Genomic DNA, 21440 nt, shown 5'->3' on the forward strand with positions numbered 1-21440 from the left:
ATTATAAAATTATTTTTTAAGTATTTTTATTATTCAAAAGCAAGATTAAAATATTTGAAATATTTTTTCGCTACGACTCTAAACCTATAAGTCGAAGAAAAGATAAAATTCAGTTAAGTAGATACTTCCTTCTGCTCGCTAGCAGCCACAAAAAACAGGCACCCTATCAACCCTGCAAGTGCAAGATAAGCATTAACCGTAAACGCCCGGTCAATACCTGAAGAGATATCTGGTGAAAAAGCCACAATAGTCGCATTCATCCCAAGACCAATGGCACCTCCAGCAATTTTAAACATATATAATACGGCTCCGGCCAAACTGGCTCGACTTGGTGATACAGCAGTGATTGCAGCAGTGGTAATTGCAGGGTTAAAGAGGCCAATGCCTATACCCAGCATCATCATACCCGGCAAAAGGCTAATGAACCCGGTATGGTCGCTTAGATGAGACAACATAAACATCCCTACGCACATACAGAGTGTGCCTACCCCAGCCAACCACCTTGGCCCAATCAGCTCATAAAAACGCCCTGATATATAAGCAAAGATTCCCGAAACAACCATCAATGGAGTCAATGACATACCAGATTGCATCGCGCTATACCCCTGTGTTTTTGTCAAAAACTGCGGAATATAAAGTAAGGCTGAAAAATATAAAACAGCGACTAACAGGGTAACAACACTTGCTGAAAGAAATTTTTTATTGCCGATAACATCACCCGGAACCAATGCAGTACGCCCTATGCGACATTCAATAACGGAAAATAAACATATAAAAACTAGAAATATCGTCAACAATGTAATAACCAATGGATGCTTGAAGCCAATCTGCCCAGAAATATCCAACGCAAACAATAGCCCAAATAGTGAAATAGAAAGTGTTGCTACACCTGGATAATCAATTTTCTCTTCTGTCTGCTCTGGTGGTGTAAACGGAACTACTTTCCAGCAGACAAATAGTGCGATTGATGCTATAGGGATATTGATTAAAAAAATCCACCGCCAGCTTAAAAGGTCTGCCAGTATTCCTCCCAGTACTGGGCCTACGGCATTAGCAAATGCGCAAACTGCCATAATCAGCCCGCCAGCCTGGCCAGAGCGGTCATCGGGCATCAAGTTATAGGTCATCCCCAGAACTGATGGCCACATCAACGCTGCCCCAACTGCCATCAAAGCTCGGGAAATCAACAGCATATTAGCATTAACTGCCAATCCGCCTAAAATGGAGAAAAATATAAAAATCAGGGTACCGCAAAAAAATACACCTCTTCTACCGTAGAGATCAGCAAGCCGACCACCAGTAATGATCAGCACCCCAAAGACCAGCGCATAGCCATTAATAATCCACTGGGAAGTGGTAATGTCTACATTAAATTCATTTTCAATAGCAGGTAATGCAGGAGCAAAAGCCGTAAAGTCATTTGCCACAAGGAACACAGCCACTGATAAGGCCGCGAGCCCTAAATATTGTTCCTTTCCTAGAGTAGAATTTAGCGCGGGCATTAATTGAAACCTCCTGCGCACTAGATCTCAAATGGAACTCAACACATTATCAAACCACTCTCCTGATCACATTTACGAACCCAACATAGGATCTTTTAAAACGATTAAATTTCATTATTACTGCCGTCTCGAGAAGGCTTTTGGTAACTGCCCGGGAAGAAAGAAAACAGCAATCACAAACGCACTAAGAGCAAAATAAGCATTTACCGTATAGGCCCAACCAATACCACTCACCACATCTGGCGCAAAACCTACAATAGCCGCATTGATTCCCAAGCCCAAGGCACCTCCTGCAATCTTGAACATATAAAGAATCGCACTCGCCAAGCTTGAGCGCGCAGAATCTACAACTGATATCGCAGCGGTAGTCACCGCCGGATTGAACAAGCCAATGCCAATCCCCAAAATAATCAATCCGGGTATAAGTTCAAGATATTCTGTTTCTTTGTTCAGATAAGATAGTGAAAATATTCCAGCGCCTTTGCAGACAAGCCCCCCACATATCAACAATTTAGCCCCCAGCTGTTTATGCAGAACACCCGATAGATAGGAGGTCAGGGCAAAGGTTGCCATAATGGGGATCATTCCTATACCAGACTGAACTGCAGTAAACCCCAGATATTCAATTAAAAACTGAGGCAAAAACAAAATAACGGCAAAAAACATCACTGCCGATAAAAGAGTAACCAAACTTACCAGAGAAAATGTTTTATTAGAGACAATATCAGCAGGAATTAATGCAACCTCTTGATTGCGCTTTTCCACAATAATAAACAAGCAGATGAACACTAAGAATAGCATTATCAGATAGATCACCAATGGATCTCTGAAACCAATTTCGGCAGCCAAATTCAAAGAAATCAAAAGACTGAACAGAGAAATACTCAACGTCAAAACTCCCAGGTAATCTATCTTCTCCTGTGAAATTTTGGGAACATCATCAGGAACTGACTTCCAGCAAAAACAAATTATGGTAATCGCAAGAGGAATATTTATAAAAAAAATCCACCTCCAACTTAAATATTCAGCCAACACCCCTCCAGCCACAGGCCCAACAATATTTGCCACCCCCAATACTGCCATCAAGCCCCCACCAACCTGCCCAGCATACTCTTTGGGAACCAGGCTATAGGTCATACCTATAACAGAGGGCCACATTAACGCTGCACCTATCCCCATCAGACAGCGGACTACCAGCAACATGGCCATATCAATAGCGAGGCCACCAAATAATGAGCAGAGAGCAAAAATAGCCGTTCCCACCATAAAAGCACGTTTTCTGCCATAGATATCCGCTATGCGACCGCCAGTGACCACCAAAATACCAAAGACAAGTACATAACCATTAATCACCCATTGCGAAGTGGTGATATCAAATCCAAACTCACGCTGTATAGCTGGCAATGCAGGGGAGAAGGCGCTCATATCAATCGCGACCATAAATAAGGCCAGAGCGGCAGCAAATAAGCCATAAACCTGCCCTCTGGAAATCTGTAGCTGACTCACCACTGTAAATCCCTCAGCAATTCTGCAAGCCAATCGGATAGATTCGCAGCTTCCTTCACTTTCATCACATGGTCTTGCACTTCAGTGATTACCCGCCTTCCCGCTCTGGAATTCTAGGAGCGCTCATAAACATGAACGCAACAACAAAGCCCACAAAAGCAAAGCAGGCGTTAACCTCAAATGCCAAGCTAATACCCGATGTGATATCTGGAGAGAAACCCAATATTGCCGCATTTACACCAAGCCCTACCGCTCCACCGGTAATTTTGAGCATATAGATAATGGCACTGGCTAAACTAGCGCGGTTGGGATTTACAACCGCAATAACCATTGTGGTTGTCGAGGGGTTAAAGAGCCCCAGGCCAGCGCCTAATATAATCAGCCCTAAGATGTAGTTATACCCTTCTCCCAACCTGGACAAGTAAAACATCCCCAGGCTCATGCCCAAAATTCCAACACATACCAATATTTTCCCTCCGGTACGCAAATATAATTTACCTGCAATAAAGGACATTATGCCAAAAGCGACCATCATGGGCACCAGGGACAAGCCGGACTGAATAGTAGAGAAACCCCGCACATTGGTTAAGTATTGTGGCAAATACAGGATCACGGAAAAAAAAGTTACGGAGGTAAAAAGGGTAACAGCTCCTGCTGCAAAGAATCGCTTATTCTTAATGATATCCTGAGGTATCAGGGCGAAATCTCGCTCTTTTGTTTCAATCAGTACAAAAGCAATCGTAAACAGAAAAAAGGAGGTTAATAACCCCACTACCAAGGGATTCATAAAGCCATTTTCAGAAGCGAAATTTAAGGCCAAGAGAAAACTTAACAAAGAACCCGTAAGGGTCAAAACCCCCAAATAGTCAATTTTTTCGTTTGGGTCATAAGGTGTATCTATCGGGATATATTTCCAGCACATATAGACCGCCGCAGTAGCGATGGGCAAGTTGAAAAAGAATAGCCAGCGCCAACTCAGTAGATCTGCCAACACTCCCCCTACTACTGGCCCCAAAGTATTGGCAAGACCGCAGATGGCCATAATTAATCCGCCGGTTTCCCCAGCGCGTTCTTCTGGCATAAGGTTGTATGCCATCCCCAGAATTGATGGCCACATTAAGGCGGCCCCAATACCCATTGCAGCCCTGGCGGCCAACAGCATTGGAACATTTACAGCTAGCCCTCCGAGTAGGGAAAAGATAAGGAATATACACGCACCAATGATGAAGGTACGGCGCCGCCCAATAATGTCGGCAATACGGCCACCGGTAACAACCATTACCCCAAAAACCAGCCCATAGCCATTAATTACCCACTGTGAGGTAGTAATATTCATATTCATCTCCCTTTCTATTGCGGGAATCGCCGGGGAGAATGCACTGATATCAATCGCAATGATAAATAGGGCAACATAAATGGCTAATAGGCCTAAACGGTTTGACTGCTGGGTAGGCTCCTGCATATGCGCCATAAATGGTACCAGCTTCAGAAACTCCAGTTTGATTGTTAGGCCAGGGGAGTTCAACCACACCATGCAATACGCTAATCTATCTCAGATTCGATTTTTTTATCCTAAAACCTGATTACAAAAACCGGTAAGCTTGAAAGGGTCACCCAAAACCGTTTCTTTGGGAGTGCCACAAAGGGTACTACTTAAGCTTAGTTGAGTTCACTCAGCTAAACTCCAATGTATTTAGCAATCTAAATAGCAGAGTTGTGATAATGCGTATACTATTTTTCTTGCTATTACTTATTCAATCCTTACAGCTTGCCGCTGAAGAAACAGCTATAAGTAACCTCAAAGATTTTCAATGGAAAAATCGTATTTTACTGCTAGCAAACCCACCAAAGCCCCCTGAAACCCTAGAGTCACTGCTCAAGCTGGGGCCACAATTTGCTGAGAGGCAACTTCTTTGGTTTTTATTTTCAGGTGACAAAATTGAAACGAATTATGCAGGAAAAATTACTGGGGATTTTGGTAAAAATATTCGCGATGAATATTTTAAGGGAAATAGTGAACAAGTTGTGCTAATTGGCAAGGATGGCAGAGAAAAATATCGTACAGTTACCTTTTCCCCTGTAGAAATTTTTCAGCGCATAGACCGTATGCCTATGCGCAAGCAGGAGATGCAGGGCAGCCATCAGCCCAGTGAAGTACTTTTGGGTAAATGTACTATATCTGTTGGCTCATTAAATTTTGCACCAAGATTGACCAGAAGGTTTTGCCAGGAATGATTACACTCAATTTCTCCGTGGTGCACCTTGCTTTATATTTACTGCACCAAACCTTGAGAGGACCGTTGAACCCACTATTGAAGCGGGTCTATCAAGATCCACACTATACCGATAACGATTATAACGGTTGGCGACTCATCCTCATTGGCATATGGGCTTGTTAGCCCACCATAAGCATTTTATCAATTGAATCTGGCTCACTATTCCAAAGGGTGAGTAGCTTGCTACTTAAGCCCTATCCCTGGCTCTTTTCCCCACCATTTTAAACAAAATCGGACGAACCTTGGCAAACAGCCACCCCAACGCCTTACCCCCGGCCGTCGTCTCACTTGCCTGGGCATATGTATCCAGCGCCAGTTGACTTTGTGCCTGCTGACTTAACAGATCTACTTCTCTATCCAGCTCTATTCCTGTGGCGCTGGCAATACGATTCATACGCTGGAAACTGCCAATTAGCGCGGCCGTATCCACCAGTGCAGAATCACCATGCTCCCTGGATAACTTCTCCCTGGCGAGGACAAGTTGCTGATTATCATCCCCCATAGCAGCGTCCACAAAACCAATAAGCTCCGCATGCTCCCCGGATATTCCCCCATTACCAGGTCTATTATTTTCACTAGCTCCCGCTCTTTCCGAAGTGAGCAAGTTGGTGATATCTTGCTGCTTACCCTGCACCTCTCCGCTTACTTGCAGTAACATTGCGTGAGATGCCGAACAATAGAAACACTCGTTATTCATCGACACCCTGGTAGCGACTAACTCAATTTCTATACGAGATAGCGCACGATCGTGACTCTCACCTACCTGCATGACTTCAGAGGGTAAAAAGTAATAACGATTCTCCATATAGCGCTGACAACGCACCGCCTCTGGTACCAAACTCAAAGCTCTAAGCACATTAGTGGGCTTCGGGACATCCCTATATAAATCTTGCTCCTCCTCGGCACACTGGCCCTTGCCGATCATTGGCACCCAGGCTGCACCCTCTTCCAGGCCTTCGGGAATATATTGCGATGGCGATTCATTCACTAAAGTTTGAATTTCTGGCAATGCCTCCAAAGGTAAACCCAGTGCCCGATGGAAGGTATCCACATTCATGACAAATACAACTACAGCGACCAACTCCACATACTGTCCCTTAGAGATTTCTGAGGGTACTAGTCTTTTAAACCACTCTTCACTTAAGCGGGAGGAGTCTGTCACTATACGGTGAACTGTATCGACAATAACTTCAGAAAGTTCCGAATTAGATTCATGCCGCCCCTCCACCTGATAAGGTGAAAGCGCTTCCTTCCGCTCTCGGCAAAATGCACATTCATGTGCTGCACGCACCTCTCTGGCAATGGCAAGGTGCTGCAGGGCAGACCACCAATTGCCGGTCTCCCCAATAAACTGCCAGGCTTTTAAATTTGCCTCACGTAGACCTTCACGAATAGGCAACTTCTGTTTCGAGTAATCAAATAGCATTGTTCAATCCGACTCCCTAAAAGGGTTGATACCTTCACCAACAATGACGAAGGAGATTAATATGTAATAAGCAAACATTTCTACATTTATTTTTAGAATTAATTTTTTAAATAAATCGCCCATTTATTTAAAAAAATAGTCGGAAAATTTACAGCGGGGAAAGGGACCAATACACTTGACAACCCCACCCCTAAATAGTGGATCATCAGCTAATTGGCAAATGTATGAATCGGAAATTTTTATAATGAAGGCAATTATTATCGGTGCAACGGGACTGATTGGCAGTGAACTGGTTGAACTGTTGTCAAAGGAATCCGCTATCGATGAGATAATCACTCTTACCCGCCGAAATGTCCCTATTCGCCACCCCAAGGTACGCAATGAAATTGTGGACTTTGAACATCTGACGGACTATGCAGACTTATTCCATGGTGACTTGCTTTTTTCCTGCCTTGGCACTACCAAAAAACAAGCCGGCAGCCTGGAGCAACAACATAAGGTGGATGTGGAGTATCAATACCAGGCGGCAAAGCTCGCTGCGGATAATGGAGTGTCGCATTACCTGCTGGTATCCTCTAGCGGTGCCAATGCCAAAAGTGGCAATGCCTACTTGCAAATGAAGGGGGAACTTGAACAGAAGGTTTTATCTTTGCCCTTTGTACGAACCAGTATCTTTCGCCCTTCCCTACTTTTAGGTGAGCGGGGCGATTCCCGTCCAGCAGAGAAAATTGGCGCCATATTATTACCCTGGATCTGCCGACTCCCCGGACTACAGCGTTATCGCCCAATTGAGGGGGCTCAGGTAGCGGCAAAGATGGTGAGAGAGAGTCTTAAAGAGGGCAAAGGCCAAGAAACCTTCACTCTGGATGAATTGTTTTCCAACTAGCGCCCTTTTGGGCTGGCGCTTGCGGCTTTGGCGGCACAGACTATCTCTATAGGATTCCCTTTGCGGTGAACGCCATGCTGTTGTTTGTGCACTATTTATCTAGACTGCTCCTGTCTTTAGCCCCCTCCCTGCTGCTTATCTACGTAGCCTATCACCGGCATAAGCGCCAGTATGGAAGATCCCAGATGGAAGATCCCAGATGGAAGATCCCGGATGGAAGATCCCGACTCACCGTTCTTGTCCGATCAATCAGTAATGGGCATTGAAGCCTAAGCCTATGCCCCAGGAATTTACCGGCCTATGCCAGCTGCTGGAACACATAGAAGCCAGCTGCCAGCATACTGAACGGGTCTCCCTAGAGTTGGTAATAGATGCCGTAGGGCTCGGTTCTTATGCACCCTTTCTGCTGGTGGTGGGATTGATTCTATTTTCCCCCCTAAGCGGCGTGCCCGGCATATCTACCTCCATGGCAGCATTACTCCTACTAGTGGCCATTCAGCTGTTACTGGGGCGCAAACATGTATGGCTGCCTCAGTGGCTATTAAACCGTTCGATTTCCAAGAAGAAGCTGACCCGAGCATTGCACTGGTTGAGGCGACCGGCAGAGTTTGCCGATCGCTGGATGCAGCCACGCCTGCATTTTCTGGTAAAGCGCAGTGGCACCTATGCTATTGCCACTACTTGCTCGCTTATCGCCCTGACGATGCCGCTGATGGAGCTGGTGCCCTTTTCGGCCACTACAGCGGGCTTCGCCCTCACTATTTTTGGGCTGGCCTTGGTGGCTCACGATGGCTTGCTAGCGCTGATCGGCTTTACCATGACCGCCCTACTAACCCTACTACTAGCGCATACCCTGCTGTAAGGCTGACACACTCAACCACTGAAATGCGCTTGTTACTTGGCCAGCCACCGATCCGCACCCAGTACTTTCGGGTAATAGGCAAGTGTGGCCAGAGCAAAAAAATCGTAGAGGGCATGCCAGACAACCACCCCCAATAGGCTGCCGCTGGCTTGGTAGACAAAACCAAGGATTAAGCCAAATGCGAAAATTAGCAGCACATAGATCAGCGAAGCCCAGTGAAGAAGGGCAAACACGAAAGAAGCTCCGAGCAACCCCAGCAGCGGGGAGCTCAGTTGCGACAGCCAGGTTTGCAGAAAGCCACGAAATAACAACTCCTCACAAACACCTGCGGCGAGAGACAACAGTACCACCTGGGCCAAGGGCATTTTGCAGAAAATTGGCGCCAGCTGGGCACAGTACCAACGCAGAGTACGCCCCACGCGATGATGGGCGCGGGTCAATGCCACAACCACAGCAAAGCTAAACAGTGCGCCCAAGACTCCCCAGGCAATAGAACTCCACGGGTCGCCTCTTGCTGGTGATAGCGTCACATCGGAAAGCCAAAGTCCGATCACTGCCAACAACAGGCAAGCCCCCTGCACCCACATCATGGTGCTGAAGATATTTATCTGGCGCTTTTTTCCCTGTGACATAGATTCTGACTCCATTCATTAGAGCTGTTTTTTTCCCTCGACTCTTGGCCCAATACAGCCTCGCGTTACAACTCCAGAGCTTAAAGTGAGTGACTCAGCCGCCCCCTATTACACTCTTGAGGCTCACCTGACCACTGGGCGCTACCATAAGCTCGGCAATCCCACCATCGCGTAATTCCCGCTCCAACTGCAGGGCCTTTTCTTTGGGGGCAAAGTAGGCCTCTATACCGTACTTGATGCGGTAAAATTGCTCTGCACTCCAGGGATTAGCACCGACAATCCGCCCCTTAATAAATATCCCCTCGATCGGTTTTTCCAGGCTCGCCGCAGAAAATTCATAAAGCCCTGAGGGGGATTTTTTCAAGGAGACATACACCACCTCCCCCTCTCGTATGCGGCGCTCTTCCGTTAAGGCTGACTTGGCAATACGGGAAAAGTCGTAATTCAAGCGCGCATAGTTGCCGCGAAACAAGGAGCGGGGGTCTACCGGTATCGTTTTTACCCGGATTGGCTCTCCAGTCCAAAGCGGCACCTGTGCCTTTACATACATGCCTACCAGAATCAAAAACTGTGCAGCTATCGCCATACCCAAGGCAAAAGTCAGTCCCTTTTTCATTGTGCTCCCTCCCTGCCCTGGTGGTACTTCCAGTACTTGGCTGCTCCCAATAACAGGCCCGCAAATAAAATAAAGATCAGCGAAGCCCCCAGGTAATCACCGATCAGATCGATATAACGCAGCAATGCAGTGATCAGTATCGACATCACCCCAAGGAAGAAATAATGGGAAATACCATCGTGAATACCCCGGTAAATTAACCAGCTACCACAGCCAATAAGGGCGAAATTGGTAGCCACTTGCAAATACATCGCCAAGTCTTGGTTATCACTGCTGCTGACAGTGATGAGGGCACCAATAAAGAACACATAGAGCAAACCGCTCGATATCAAGTGCCTGGCCGGCAATGCCAACAGCAGAGTAACAGTGGCCATCACAGCCACCACCAGCCACATAGACAACCGGTGTTGCCAATCGGCCTCAAGCAACGCCTCCCAAGGCTGTGCGAAGCTGAATACCAACAAGCTGACCAGGGCAAAACGCAGACACCACACCGAGATCACCGCAGCGTAGTCCTTGGCCACCGGCGAAGCCCTCAGGGCCAGCCAATGACTAAAGGTATACAGCAGAATAAACAGGGAGACCGCCACCGCCAGATTCTCTGAATGAAATTTCAACCCCGCGCCCAGCTCCTCGTCACGCCAAAATTCCGATAGCGAGAATTCGATCCAGAAGCCGATGCTCACCACAAGCAGCAGCATAAGAATGGTGCTCGCTCTCCCGCGTAAAAGTACATAGAGAGATAGCGCTATAAAGAGCGGGAAGAGCGCCGGGTAATAGCCCATGCTCACCTGTAAAAAGAACCACAGCAGTGCCAGCACATTCACCTGAATGGCCAGCCAAGGGCTGCGGGTAATCAAGGCAAATGGCAGACAGCCCAGTGCCCACCAGAAGATTCCATCGGGCATATGCTCACCCAGATGGTAGATTTGTGCGATCAGGATTATCGCGGCACCAAAAAAGAAGTTCCCCAGCAGAAAGAGCCCTTCGCCGGCACGGCGGTCCCCTGTGCAATAAGCTCGCAAGGCAACACACTGAGTGACCAGCGTGACCGCAATCAAACCGCCCATACGCAACGCGCGGGGGATTTCTTCCCAATTGGCGCCAATCAGGGTGATCAGTGCAAGCGCGATAAATAAATAAGCGAGCCCCACTAACACGCTGTAACCCAGTGAGCGCTGCCGGGCACTGCGATAATCCACCTGGTAGCGAGCGCAGATTAGCTCTGCCTGTGCCTCGCTAATCACCCCGTCATCGACCCAATCCTCGGCTTCACGCGCCAAGTCATATTTCAATAAGCGTATCAATCGCATACCACTGTCCTGCGGCCAAATATCCATTGCGGCGCTGTTCAGCGCCCGCTGTAAGTCTTTGGAGTATCTCTGATGTCGTCTCCATCCACAATCTAACAACCAAGCCGGTCAAGCCCCAGGACAGCAAAATAGCGACAAGCTATCTGACACATTTAAATTGTTAATTTTTATCAAAATGAAATCATCAATAGTATTAAGCCCATAGAAATTACTGACACAACGCGGTATTCACTTAAGGAGTTACCCATGTCCCGTTACATCGAATCCGAGCTTAAACCCTTCAACGCCAAAGCCTACCAAAATGGCGAGTTTCACGAGGTCAGCGATGCCGATGTCAAAGGCAAGTGGGCGGTATTCTTCTTTTACCCCGCCGACTTCACCTTTGTTTGCCCCACCGAGCTGGGCGATCTGGCCGACAACTATGAAGAGTTCAAGAAGTTGGGAGTGGAGATTTACTCCGTATCCACCGATACCCACTTTACCCATAAAGCGTGGCACGATTCCTCTGAAACCATCGGTAAGATCCAGTACCCGATGATTGGTGATCCCACCGGCACTATCACCCGCAACTTCAGCGTAATGATTGAGGAAGAAGGTATCGCAGACCGCGGCACCTTTGTGATCGACCCGGAAGGCCGTATTCAGATCGTTGAGATCACTGCAGGTGGTATTGGCCGCGACGCCAACGAACTGCTACGTAAAATCAAGGCCGCCCAGTACGTTGCCGAACACCCCGGTGAGGTATGCCCGGCCAAGTGGAAGGAAGGCGAGGAAACCTTAGCCCCGTCTCTCGACCTGGTAGGTAAGATTTAAGTTTTCCCAAGCCCTCACAGGATTGGAACTGGCTTTGCCCACTCTTTGGTGGGCATTGTCATTTATAAATTTTGACAAACTGATCTGAACAAATTCAATAGAGTAAGCATTACCACTGATTTCTTTTCAGAAAAAGCTCACCTGATCATCACAAATTTGAGTGCAGTAAGAATCTAGTTCTCCCTACTTTTGATGATACGATCGCACTCGGATAATAACTGAATAGCCAATAATGATTCATCCATAGGAGCTTGAGGGCATTCAGTGCGTCCTGCAGCAAGACACCGTTGTACAGCGGCAGCCTCATAAATCAGCCCTTCAGAGCATGGAAAGATAAATTTTCCGGGAATACTAGGCAGGCGAAAGACCTGTGTTTCAAAAGTATTATCTGGATTTCGGCGACTCCCGCCATACTTAATTACCGAAACACACGTTGGAGTATGCGCTGGAGAATGCAACCTAATTCTACCCTCCGACCCATAAATATCGGTTTCCTCCGCACCTTCATATAAAATACTCCATTCTGAGATTGCGGATAAAGATCCTTCAAAACGAGCATAGAGCATACCTGCGGCAACTTGCCCAAAACCATAACCATCAATTATCCCAGCGCACGCAGTCTCTTTAATATTTTCTCCACAAATCATTAAAGATTGATGAACAGGATACACACCAGCATCAAAGATACCCCCTGTTCTCCAGGTTGGTGACTCCAAGCCTTCATCACTCATCATATCAAAACTAAAATCTGCCCTAACTTGTTGAATCTCTCCAATTTCACCGTTTTTAATGATTTCCCGACAGTATTCAACTGCAGGAAAGAAGCGCATCCACATAGCTTCACTACAAAAAAGATCTTTATCTCTAGCCAAAATTTTAATTTTAACAATTTCATCTACTGAAAGGGCGATCGACTAGCAAACTTATGATTAACAACTTGGTCAGCATTCTTTATTCCCCACCCCGGAAGATTAGCCAATCCAAGATTTGGAATTATGTTGAAAGCTCACTCCAAAGCCTCTCGACAATAGCAAATGTCCAGAGATTATTGATAAAAATACAAAGTACTAGGCTAGTATCATCATCAACTATAGAGCTTGCCACCGGTAACACACAACCTACAAACACCCCCTTACCTACCAAACGATAAAGATTCTTCAATCCAAATTAAGCTGACTATCTACACCTATAGCATTAATAAAACTCAGATCATGTGAGACCAATAAGACAGCACCAGAAAAATCCATAATGGCATCTACTAATAGCTGGCGGGAATCCAGATCCAGATGATTATCTGGCTCGTCTAGTAGTATGAGGTCTGTGGCAATGGTGCCTCGCGTAACGGCAAGTAGTGCCACTTTTAGTTGCTCCCCTCCACTTAGGAGCCTGAGAGGCAGCAGCGGCATATCCCCCCTTAGCCGCAAACTACCTAGCATGGTACGCCATTCAGATTCTTTTCTACCGGGGTGAAGATAGAAAAGATTCTCTAAGGCGGATAACTCTTTATTGAGAAAACTGAAGTCCTGATCTAAATAACACAAACTTCCACGAGTTTGACAGACGCCACTTAGAGCTTTTAGCTGGCTAGCTATGACCTTTAGCAGAGTGGATTTTCCACTACCATTGCCACCCGCTATCCTCCAACGTTCCCCCTTGCGGAGTGTTAAAGATATAGGCTTATTATGAGAACCATATGGGAGCTGCAAATTTTCAAGATGTAATTGTATTGATTTGCGAGAATCACACTTAGAGAGGGAAAGCTTTTGCGGCCTTAGCCTCTGTGACTCAATTACTGTTATTTTACTTATTTCCTCTCTTTTTTTCTCTAACTGTAACTGGCGCTGCTCTAACTTTCGCTTTAATTTTCCAAGACCTTTCCCTGCACGATCTTTTTGTGAGTCCATAAGACTCTTACTTTGAGAGTTCCGCTTGCCTTTTCCCTGCCGTTGTCTAGTAGCGAAACTATGCAGACTTTTCTGCCTGACATTATTTAGTTGGTTGAACTCTTTTCGATTACCCTCTGCCCTTTGGAGCAGGGCTGCTTGCTCTGTTTCTTTTTGTTGCATATACGCACTGTATGCGCCACCATAGGTTTTCAGTCCGTGCTGATATATCTCTATTATTTGTTCAGTATTTTCTAGCAACTCTACATCATGGCTAGCGACCAGTGCCCCTCCTGCATGATTTAAGATTTTCTCTTGCAGCCACTCCCGTCCACTCTGATCAAGATGATTGCTAGGCTCATCTAGCAGTAAGTAGTCACTTGAGAGAGAAAATGCACAGGCAAGGCTTAACTTGGCTCTCTGACCACCACTCAATCTTTCTATAGGCGTATCCAATGGCGCATTGATTTTTGCTTCCTCTAGCTGGCGTTGCCAAGTAAGAGGCAGGTGCCAATAGTCTGCAACAGATATCAGATCATCCTCTGATGCATGCCCTTGCTCAACCCGTAAAAAAACTTCATACAAATGGCCATCTGCGAGACAATCGACGATCCGCAAATCAAGTTGGGGATTAAGCTGTTTCACCAGATGATGGCGTCTTCTCCAGGATACCTTACCACCAGTAAAGGAAGTTTGACCGTGAAGAATACTTAGTAGCGTGGATTTCCCACTGCCATTAGGTGCAACTAATCCAGTGATTCCAATAGGTAATTCCAAGCTTACTTTATGGAAAATCGGGGTGCCCCCAAATATCAGGGAGATGTTTTCAAGAGTACAAATAGCTGTCATATGCCCTCCGATCATAGGACCGTGCGGCGTATTTCTGCTATCAGCGAAGATAGGTGCTTGAGGAAGATACACCACCTGCAAAGGATTGATTAGGTCCGCAGCGATAGAGTGCGAACTTAGTTCCAGTTATGCGCAGGGCTTAATTCATCGGCGTAAATGACTCCGGACAAGATATTAGATTAGTATTTCCCAAGGCTTGGGCATCTATTACAGGCGCTTAGCGTAATTAATATGTCAATATATTTCAAGCACTATTTGCAAACCAATCAACTTAGATGATACCTACTATCCTAGCGGTTAGAGTAACCTAACATGCTTCTCCATCGAGACTTGATACTGAACACTGCGCCACCAATCCGACCATCTAGTAGCTTTCTAAGTCTCAACTTGTAGGAAGGGGGTACCTTAACAACCCGCCAGTATTTTCGTTCAAACCACTCTCTTATAGTCAGACTGATTCAGCTGTAAGTGAATGGTTAGGATTAAATAACCCTGCACATTAAGAATTTCAACGGATTAACTTTCTTTCTGAGCCATAAAGGTAATATGGATTGTCAGGAGCTTACCGAGATTTTACCAACCTCTCAATAAAAGCTATCAATGAGCAAAATACAATTCCCGCCAGAAGAAATACTGGAACTATATAGATAGCAGTTTGTATACCATAATTCTCATCCAGCCAGCCTACTAAGGCATGGGCAAATATCAAAAACACGCCACCCATTCCAAGAGAAAATGAAACAGTAAACGGTGGATTTCTTGAGGTACATGTTAACCACTCCATCGTATAGGGAAAAAGGTAAGATAGTGTTAGCCCACATACAGGCAACCACAAAGGATTAACCCAATAACCAAGAAGAAATACAACAGCTGTTGATGCAAAAGAAATTATCAACCAAATAAATGCACTGCCCCTTAGAAGGATAAAGGTAAAAAATATCCTTCCAATACACAGCAGGCCAAAAAAAATTGAAAGTAAAATATCAGCCTCAACAGCCCATGGACCACCCCTTGCATCAAGAAATAACACCAGTCGACTAGCAAGGATGTGTTCAGATCCATTATATGCAGAAACAATCAATCCACCCCCAATTGCAATCCACCATTCTTTTGGCTCTTTATCTCGCTTACTGTTTTCTCGATAGGCGCTGGGATCGACACCCCCATCTTCCGTTTGATGCCTTCCATTTCTCCTGAATAAGCCGACACAAATATATAGAAAAATGACGGCAGCAAGACCGCCAAATAAATAGAACCCCCCTTCCCAACCAAAATGATATTTATAGGATAATGCAGGTATTAAGGGAGATAGTATTGATGCAACTCCATAGGTGCTATGCAACCCACAATACCCTTGGCGCGCGAGATCTTGAGGAACAAAAAGAGGGATTGCTACATTAATCAGTACCATACAGCCCCCTGCTCCCATTCCAAAAATAAAACTTCCTAAAATAAGAGTGGGAAAGGAATGATAATAACCAGAAACTCCCGATAGTATTGAGCCAACCCCCATAAAAGCGACAAACAACCCCAAACCCGATATCACTCTAACTCTCTTTACCCATAAAGATCCTGATAGAGTCATTAATAAGGCAGAAAAAGTAGACAAAAAGAAAAAGGTAGAACCCTTAGAAGGGGTTACAGAAAAGTAATTCAAGATTTGAGGATAAATTGGCGCCTTATAAACCTCTATAAAACCTAGAAGAAATAGCGCTCCATAACAGGATAACAATCCAAACCAATAGATCTTTCGCTTCACGCAGCTCTTCTTTTAATATAGTGATCACACTCTACAACCATCTGAATCGCTCGCACGGAGTCTGCTAGAGGAAGCTCCGGGCACTCAATTAAACCTTTCTCCAAACATTGCTGCACAATCCGGGCCTCGTAGTATAGCCCCTCAGAGTTGGGATAATTAAATTTACCCCTAATTCTCGGCAGCGGGAATTCATACATCTTAGAAACATTATTCGATCTTCTATCGCCTGAAATTCTAGTTGTTGAAATCTTTGTTGGACAATGCGCTGGCGCAAAGACTTTTATCCTGCCTTCAGTTCCATAGATCTCCAATTCCTCTGCCCCCTCCACCAGGTGACTCCAAGAAACAACTGCAGTAGGTCCAGAATTAAAGTGGGCATAAATTAGTCCGGCTCCATCTTCCTTAAATCCATGATCATCAAGCACCCCAGAGAACTCCAGGTCTGATGTATCCCGACCCAGCATCATCAACGCTGCATGTATTGGATATACCCCGGCATCCAAACCTGCCCCAACTTTCCATTTAGGAGATTGAAGCCCTTCGTCCATGCGTAAATCAAAACTCAAATCAGCCCGTAGCTGACAAACATCCCCAATGCCACCGGAAGTTATAATGCTTCTGCAGTGTTGTATAGCTGGAAAGAATCTCATCCACATACCTTCCATGCAAAAAAGCCGCTTTTTATTGGCAAGATCCTTAATCTTTTGGGCATCTTCGACGGTCAGCGCTATAGGTTTTTCAATCAGTACCGGCTTCCCTGCCCTTAAAGCCAATTCAGCATGCTGTCGATGTAACTCGGGAAAAGTCGCAATATAGACAATATCGACGTCTGGATCAGAAACTAATTCCTGGTAATCTCCATATGCCCGACAGACTCCATGCTTACCTGCAAAATCTTTAGCCCGCCCAAAGTCCCTAGAAGCCACAGCATGAATTTCTGCAGATTCCAGATAATTGATCACTATGGCAAAGTCATTCGCAATCCTTCCACAACCAATAAACCCCCAACGTAGCTTTTTGGGAGAGACCTTCTCTGGGGTGTAAGCACTCGCTATTTCTACGTTCTCAATCAGCCCCTCTTCATCTTCTATAGTATCAGGATCTAAAACGAGTTCGGGATGGCAGTAAAGCCTCTCTTGCAGGCTATTCCAGGCACCCTCAAGATGTTTACCCTTTATTTTGTTCACCCATATGCACCTTCCGAGAGGTGCAGGTAGAGGCGCGCGCAACGCTCCTGAGCGGTGGATTGAAATCTGCTTAATTGCCGTTTTGTATACATCCAGACTCAGCCCCTTCACACTAGCGGAAAGTCCCAGATTTACGTAAATGTCAAACAGTAATTCAACCTCTTCCTTGGATATCAATCCCATCTGTTCAGCAACCAGTGAAGTAAATAGGCAATCAATACCCACAGCTTCACCATGCATCAACCTAAAAGCCTCATCACGCTCCAACCATCGAGATAGCGTATGTCCAAAGTCCATTGGCCTAGATAAATTTTCCTCTTTTAAATCTCCCGCGATACTGTCAAGCATTGCATCGATACAATTTATCAGTAATTGATAGGATGCTTCTCCCGGGAGCCCATCAGGTTCCAGAAATTTATTTTCTAATAATGATGCACCCTGTGCTGACAATGTATCGAGTACACTTCTATTAAATACCACGCCAACCTTGATCATTTCACCAATCGCACTTTTCAGCACTCGCTGTGGGTTAGTTTTTAAGAAGGTTGGATCAATTATTGTGTGCAAAGGGCTATGAAAAGCACCTATCCCATTTTTGATGTTGTGGTTTACACTAACCTTAATACCGATAGACGAGTCAATCATACCCATTAGAGTGGTTGGGATACGTATCCAGGGCGTATTACGTCGCCATACCGCACTGACAAACCCTATTGTATCCGTTACCGCTCCCCCCCCGATAGCTACAATTGGCTCCCTATAACGAAGAGGGTTGACCTTCCATATTTCATCAATCATTTTTAAAAGACTGTCAATATTTTTTGATTGCTCACCGCCCTTCATAACAATTGGAATAAATTTAACCCCAACAGACTTTTCCCACGCAATGATAGATTTTTCATACAAACCCCAAACCTTGTCATCAACACAACAAATAATTCTGTTCTTTGGGGGCCTTAACAGCTCAATAAGAAACCTATTACCGAGGTCAAACAGCCCGTGGTGATACCAGATTCTCTGATTTGTTGGGGCCTGACAAATAGTGTCTGAAACTTGGACAATAGAGTGATGGTTTTCGTCTGCTCGCACTTGGGCCTTGATACTAGGCTCAATCAATGCGGCTAACTCAAGTACACTGCATGCATGATTTAATCGCGGTAGCCGCTGGTATTTTTCAATATCATCATCCAAGATAGATTCAATGAAAAGCCTCTTCAAATCACGATAATCTTGTTCAAATAAATAGCAATACCATATAGCCCCCTTTTCCTTTCTTGTAAGTTCAAGCGCGCGATCAAGCCTATCCGGCATAGCTTGTCGAATGAAAATCGGCCTACCCCTGAGCCCTTTCCGCATCACAATACAGTTTTCTACACCTTCACAACGGGTAGCCAGAAAGGAAAAACTGATTCCCAAATTGGTTTTTAAGGTAAAAGATAGCTTTTTGAAATCCTCAATATCGCCAAATTGCTTCTGTGCCGTCTCATCCTGATTGACCACTACATCCACAATGTTGTGGGGGGCTAGATTCCACTTTGCGACACAAAGTTCAAGCTCATGGCAGCATTGGTTAAGTAACATACCTTCGGCATTTTGCCTGAAGATGCTTTCCAAATTAGCCTCTGGGTGTGGATTATGATGTATAAATCCCACACTTCTAGACTTTAACTGCCATTGTTCATTAATTCTCTCAGCTTCGCTGACGTAGCTAGCGATATGCTTCTGATAGCCTATAACAACGTTCACGTGCTCCTCACCAGCACGCCTCTCCATGTCACGCAATTTTTCCAGTGAATCGGCGCCAGGTTTTTCCAAGTAGATATTTCTGTACCCCTTGGATACAACATAACCAAAAATCCTTTTAGTTGATTGAGTTCTAACCGAGATCAACACCAAACTTTTGTAGGAAAGATTTGCCTTAGGTAATTGTTCTAAAGAGGAATAGAGTTTGAAGTCACCAAATTGATCTTTGAGCCTTGCCATCTCCTCATGAAATGCCATCCCTTTTTTGGAAGACGAAACATCAGCAGACAGCCAGTGCTGCTCAACAATGGCATCTACCACGACATTAGGCATACTCATTAATTGAGAAAGATGCAGCCATCCAATTGACTCCCCTGGCAAGCCAACACCAATCACTATGACATGCACCACATTTTGGTTCATAGGGGCAATCTCTAATCCAATTAAAGCTATCCAATCTCATATGAATCCAAGTTACTTCATATCTCATTGCTAATGTCCTCCTATATAGACCCCAAGTCTTTTTCTGCTCTTGAACCTGTAAAGACAAGGCCAGATCAGCCAGCTGGCATCTTCCCCTGCTCTAAAAACCAATGACCGATTAAATAAATTTATAAAAAACCTACTCGCTGATAACTTTTTATCAAGATTATGATTTTGATAGTGTTGATGCCATTGGAAATGGCAAAGACCGAAATGAATAGGCTATAACGTCAAGGAGCCGCTACGTAAAATAAAGGCCGCCCAGTACGATACCGGGTACCTCGGTGAAGTCTGCCCTGCCAAGCGGAAGGAAGGCAAGTAAACCCTGAGCCCATCTCTCGACCTAGTAGGTAAGATTTAAGTTCCCCAAGTCCTTACGGGATTGCAATTGGCTTTGCCCACTTCCTGGCTGGCATAGCCTTCCTTTAAATTTTATACATAAGCTTTTTAATTAGCTCCTCTCACTTTATTTATCTTAATTCAACTCCAAAAAAATTTTCTAATATTGACAACAATGGATTCTCAGTGCACTTGTGACTGTTAGCTTCAATATTACAAGCGACAAACAACCGAAATGGAGTTTTGAATGATGACTAGGCGTCTAAGATTTGCCGCCACCTTTCTAATTTTTCAGATCATAACAAGCGGTTTACTGATATCGCCTTATGGCTTTGCAGTTGAATGTTACGACACCATAACTTCTCCCACGCTACTATCAAAGGAGATAAACTGCCCATTATCAGTTGATACCCCTCAGGCACTAACCATCATAGGGCCATCCGGTAGTCTAACAATGCTGGAAGGCGGCAAAGTTAGCTGCACTACCAGCACCAGTGAAAGCGGGAAACCCAAAGTAGGGGTTGGCAGTATGTCTGCTGGAGGTTGGGCAGAGATAACTGAAGATGGTGAGGTGACATTTGGAAACTGGACACAGGAAGAGGTACCCGAAATTCAGGAAAGGACCACCTATACAGTAGAAGAGAAAATGAATCTATTCAGAGTAAGAGCTGGAGTTTTAATAGAGGGAAGTTCTGCAAATATAACTGGGGGAGAAATCGAAGGCTGCCCAACTGGTATAAACGTTCAAGGCCTAGGGTCGCACACTATCACAGGCATAAAAATTTTAAATTCGGAATATAATGGAATCATAATTCGAAGCAGCCACAATAAAACATCTAACAATGAAATCACTGGAATTATTAGGCCTCGCGGATACGGAATAATGATAGAAACCGGGAGCGATAATAACACGATTAACAGCAATTATATTAGTGCCACTTCAGGAGCAGCCCTACACTCTCAGGGAAATCATACAACAATCACAAAGAATGAAATAGTAAACAATCAGGGACATGGAATTGTTATGGCCCCTGCAGCAAACAACAGCGCAGTTATTCACAACCAAATATCTTTTAATAAATATGACAGAGTTCAAGTCCATACAGACCTAAATACTCTTTCTGTGAACACCATTACACATAACGAATCACGTGGAATTATTATGATGAACGCAAAAGATAATACCATAAAAGACAACGTCATTATATACAACAAAACCTTCGATATAGTAGATCATTCCCAAAACATGCTTTGCACCAATAAAGTTAACAATTGGGCCAACAATAGTATCGGAGACACAGAAACAGCCATGCCAGCATGCCTAAAAGAACAATAAACTAATTATCAATATTTGATTGATCTCAT

At 45.0% G+C, this 21440-nt stretch carries 16 protein-coding genes; 5 read left to right on the forward strand and 11 right to left on the reverse strand.

Annotated features, from left to right (window positions below; translation table 11 throughout):
- Window positions 1-113 precede the first annotated feature (113 nt).
- The 3 genes from ACJJIB_RS14285 to ACJJIB_RS14295 all read right to left on the reverse strand — a co-directional run bounded on the left by ACJJIB_RS14285 (window position 114) and on the right by ACJJIB_RS14295 (window position 4542).
- The gene (locus ACJJIB_RS14285) at window positions 114-1502 is read right to left on the reverse strand and encodes an MFS transporter (RefSeq protein ID WP_444886572.1); all 1389 of its coding nucleotides are present in this window, start codon (window positions 1500-1502) and stop codon (window positions 114-116) included.
- A gap of 117 nt (window positions 1503-1619) precedes the next feature.
- Window positions 1620-3008, reverse strand: a complete 1389-nt coding sequence (locus ACJJIB_RS14290) for an MFS transporter (protein ID WP_444886573.1) — start codon at window positions 3006-3008, stop codon at window positions 1620-1622.
- 88 nt (window positions 3009-3096) lie between these two features.
- Complete coding sequence (locus tag ACJJIB_RS14295) at window positions 3097-4542, reverse strand: MFS transporter (protein WP_444886574.1); 1446 nt, start codon at window positions 4540-4542, stop codon at window positions 3097-3099.
- Window positions 4543-4730: 188 nt separating this feature from the next.
- Between ACJJIB_RS14295 and ACJJIB_RS14300 the strand changes: the two genes are divergently transcribed.
- Window positions 4731-5243, forward strand: a complete 513-nt coding sequence (locus ACJJIB_RS14300; RefSeq protein ID WP_444886575.1) for a DUF4174 domain-containing protein — start codon at window positions 4731-4733, stop codon at window positions 5241-5243.
- A 228-nt stretch (window positions 5244-5471) separates the two neighbouring features.
- Here the strand turns inward: ACJJIB_RS14300 and ACJJIB_RS14305 are convergent, their stop codons facing one another.
- Window positions 5472-6710, reverse strand: coding sequence for an alkylhydroperoxidase-related (seleno)protein (locus ACJJIB_RS14305; RefSeq protein WP_444886576.1), 1239 nt, complete (start codon window positions 6708-6710; stop codon window positions 5472-5474).
- 244 nt (window positions 6711-6954) lie between these two features.
- Between ACJJIB_RS14305 and ACJJIB_RS14310 the strand changes: the two genes are divergently transcribed.
- On the forward strand, window positions 6955-7596 hold the full coding sequence (locus tag ACJJIB_RS14310) for an NAD-dependent epimerase/dehydratase family protein (protein WP_444886577.1): 642 nt from the start codon (window positions 6955-6957) through the stop codon (window positions 7594-7596).
- A gap of 277 nt (window positions 7597-7873) precedes the next feature.
- The gene (locus tag ACJJIB_RS14315) at window positions 7874-8458 is read left to right on the forward strand and encodes an exopolysaccharide biosynthesis protein (protein ID WP_444886578.1); all 585 of its coding nucleotides are present in this window, start codon (window positions 7874-7876) and stop codon (window positions 8456-8458) included.
- Window positions 8459-8490: 32 nt separating this feature from the next.
- On the opposite strand, the gene ACJJIB_RS14320 is transcribed toward ACJJIB_RS14315, so the two are convergent.
- The 3 genes from ACJJIB_RS14320 to ACJJIB_RS14330 all read right to left on the reverse strand — a co-directional run bounded on the left by ACJJIB_RS14320 (window position 8491) and on the right by ACJJIB_RS14330 (window position 11019).
- On the reverse strand, window positions 8491-9090 hold the full coding sequence (locus ACJJIB_RS14320; protein WP_444886579.1) for a CPBP family intramembrane glutamic endopeptidase: 600 nt from the start codon (window positions 9088-9090) through the stop codon (window positions 8491-8493).
- Between the two features lie 94 nt (window positions 9091-9184).
- Window positions 9185-9706, reverse strand: a complete 522-nt coding sequence (locus ACJJIB_RS14325) for a GDYXXLXY domain-containing protein (RefSeq protein WP_444886580.1) — start codon at window positions 9704-9706, stop codon at window positions 9185-9187.
- A complete protein-coding gene (locus ACJJIB_RS14330; protein ID WP_444886581.1) occupies window positions 9703-11019 on the reverse strand; it encodes a DUF2157 domain-containing protein in 1317 nt (438 codons plus the stop codon). Before ACJJIB_RS14330 ends, ACJJIB_RS14325 begins: the two co-directional genes overlap by 4 nt.
- Before the next feature lie 246 nt (window positions 11020-11265).
- Here ACJJIB_RS14330 and ahpC point away from each other — a divergent pair, with 246 nt between their 5' ends.
- Window positions 11266-11832, forward strand: coding sequence for an alkyl hydroperoxide reductase subunit C (ahpC, locus tag ACJJIB_RS14335; RefSeq protein WP_444886582.1), 567 nt, complete (start codon window positions 11266-11268; stop codon window positions 11830-11832).
- Between the two features lie 173 nt (window positions 11833-12005).
- Here the strand turns inward: ahpC and ACJJIB_RS14340 are convergent, their stop codons facing one another.
- The 4 genes from ACJJIB_RS14340 to ACJJIB_RS14355 all read right to left on the reverse strand — a co-directional run bounded on the left by ACJJIB_RS14340 (window position 12006) and on the right by ACJJIB_RS14355 (window position 19676).
- The gene (locus tag ACJJIB_RS14340; protein ID WP_444886583.1) at window positions 12006-12704 is read right to left on the reverse strand and encodes a Gfo/Idh/MocA family protein; all 699 of its coding nucleotides are present in this window, start codon (window positions 12702-12704) and stop codon (window positions 12006-12008) included.
- Between the two features lie 285 nt (window positions 12705-12989).
- Window positions 12990-14564 carry an ABC-F family ATP-binding cassette domain-containing protein gene (locus ACJJIB_RS14345; RefSeq protein WP_444886584.1) on the reverse strand — a complete coding sequence of 525 codons (1575 nt, stop codon included), beginning with the start codon at window positions 14562-14564 and terminating at the stop codon, window positions 12990-12992.
- 562 nt (window positions 14565-15126) lie between these two features.
- Entirely contained in the window at window positions 15127-16323 is a 1197-nt protein-coding gene (locus ACJJIB_RS14350) for an MFS transporter (RefSeq protein ID WP_444886585.1), read from the reverse strand.
- Window positions 16320-19676 (reverse strand): Gfo/Idh/MocA family oxidoreductase, encoded by a 3357-nt coding sequence (locus tag ACJJIB_RS14355; RefSeq protein ID WP_444886586.1) that lies wholly within the window; start codon window positions 19674-19676, stop codon window positions 16320-16322. The genes ACJJIB_RS14350 and ACJJIB_RS14355 overlap by 4 nt, the downstream gene beginning before the upstream one ends.
- 646 nt (window positions 19677-20322) lie before the next feature.
- On the opposite strand from ACJJIB_RS14355, the gene ACJJIB_RS14360 reads away from it, so the two are divergent.
- Entirely contained in the window at window positions 20323-21411 is a 1089-nt protein-coding gene (locus ACJJIB_RS14360) for a right-handed parallel beta-helix repeat-containing protein (RefSeq protein ID WP_444886587.1), read from the forward strand.
- Window positions 21412-21440: the final 29 nt, after the last annotated feature.

This window comes from Microbulbifer mixtoriginis (SeqCode) (assembly GCF_052467705.1).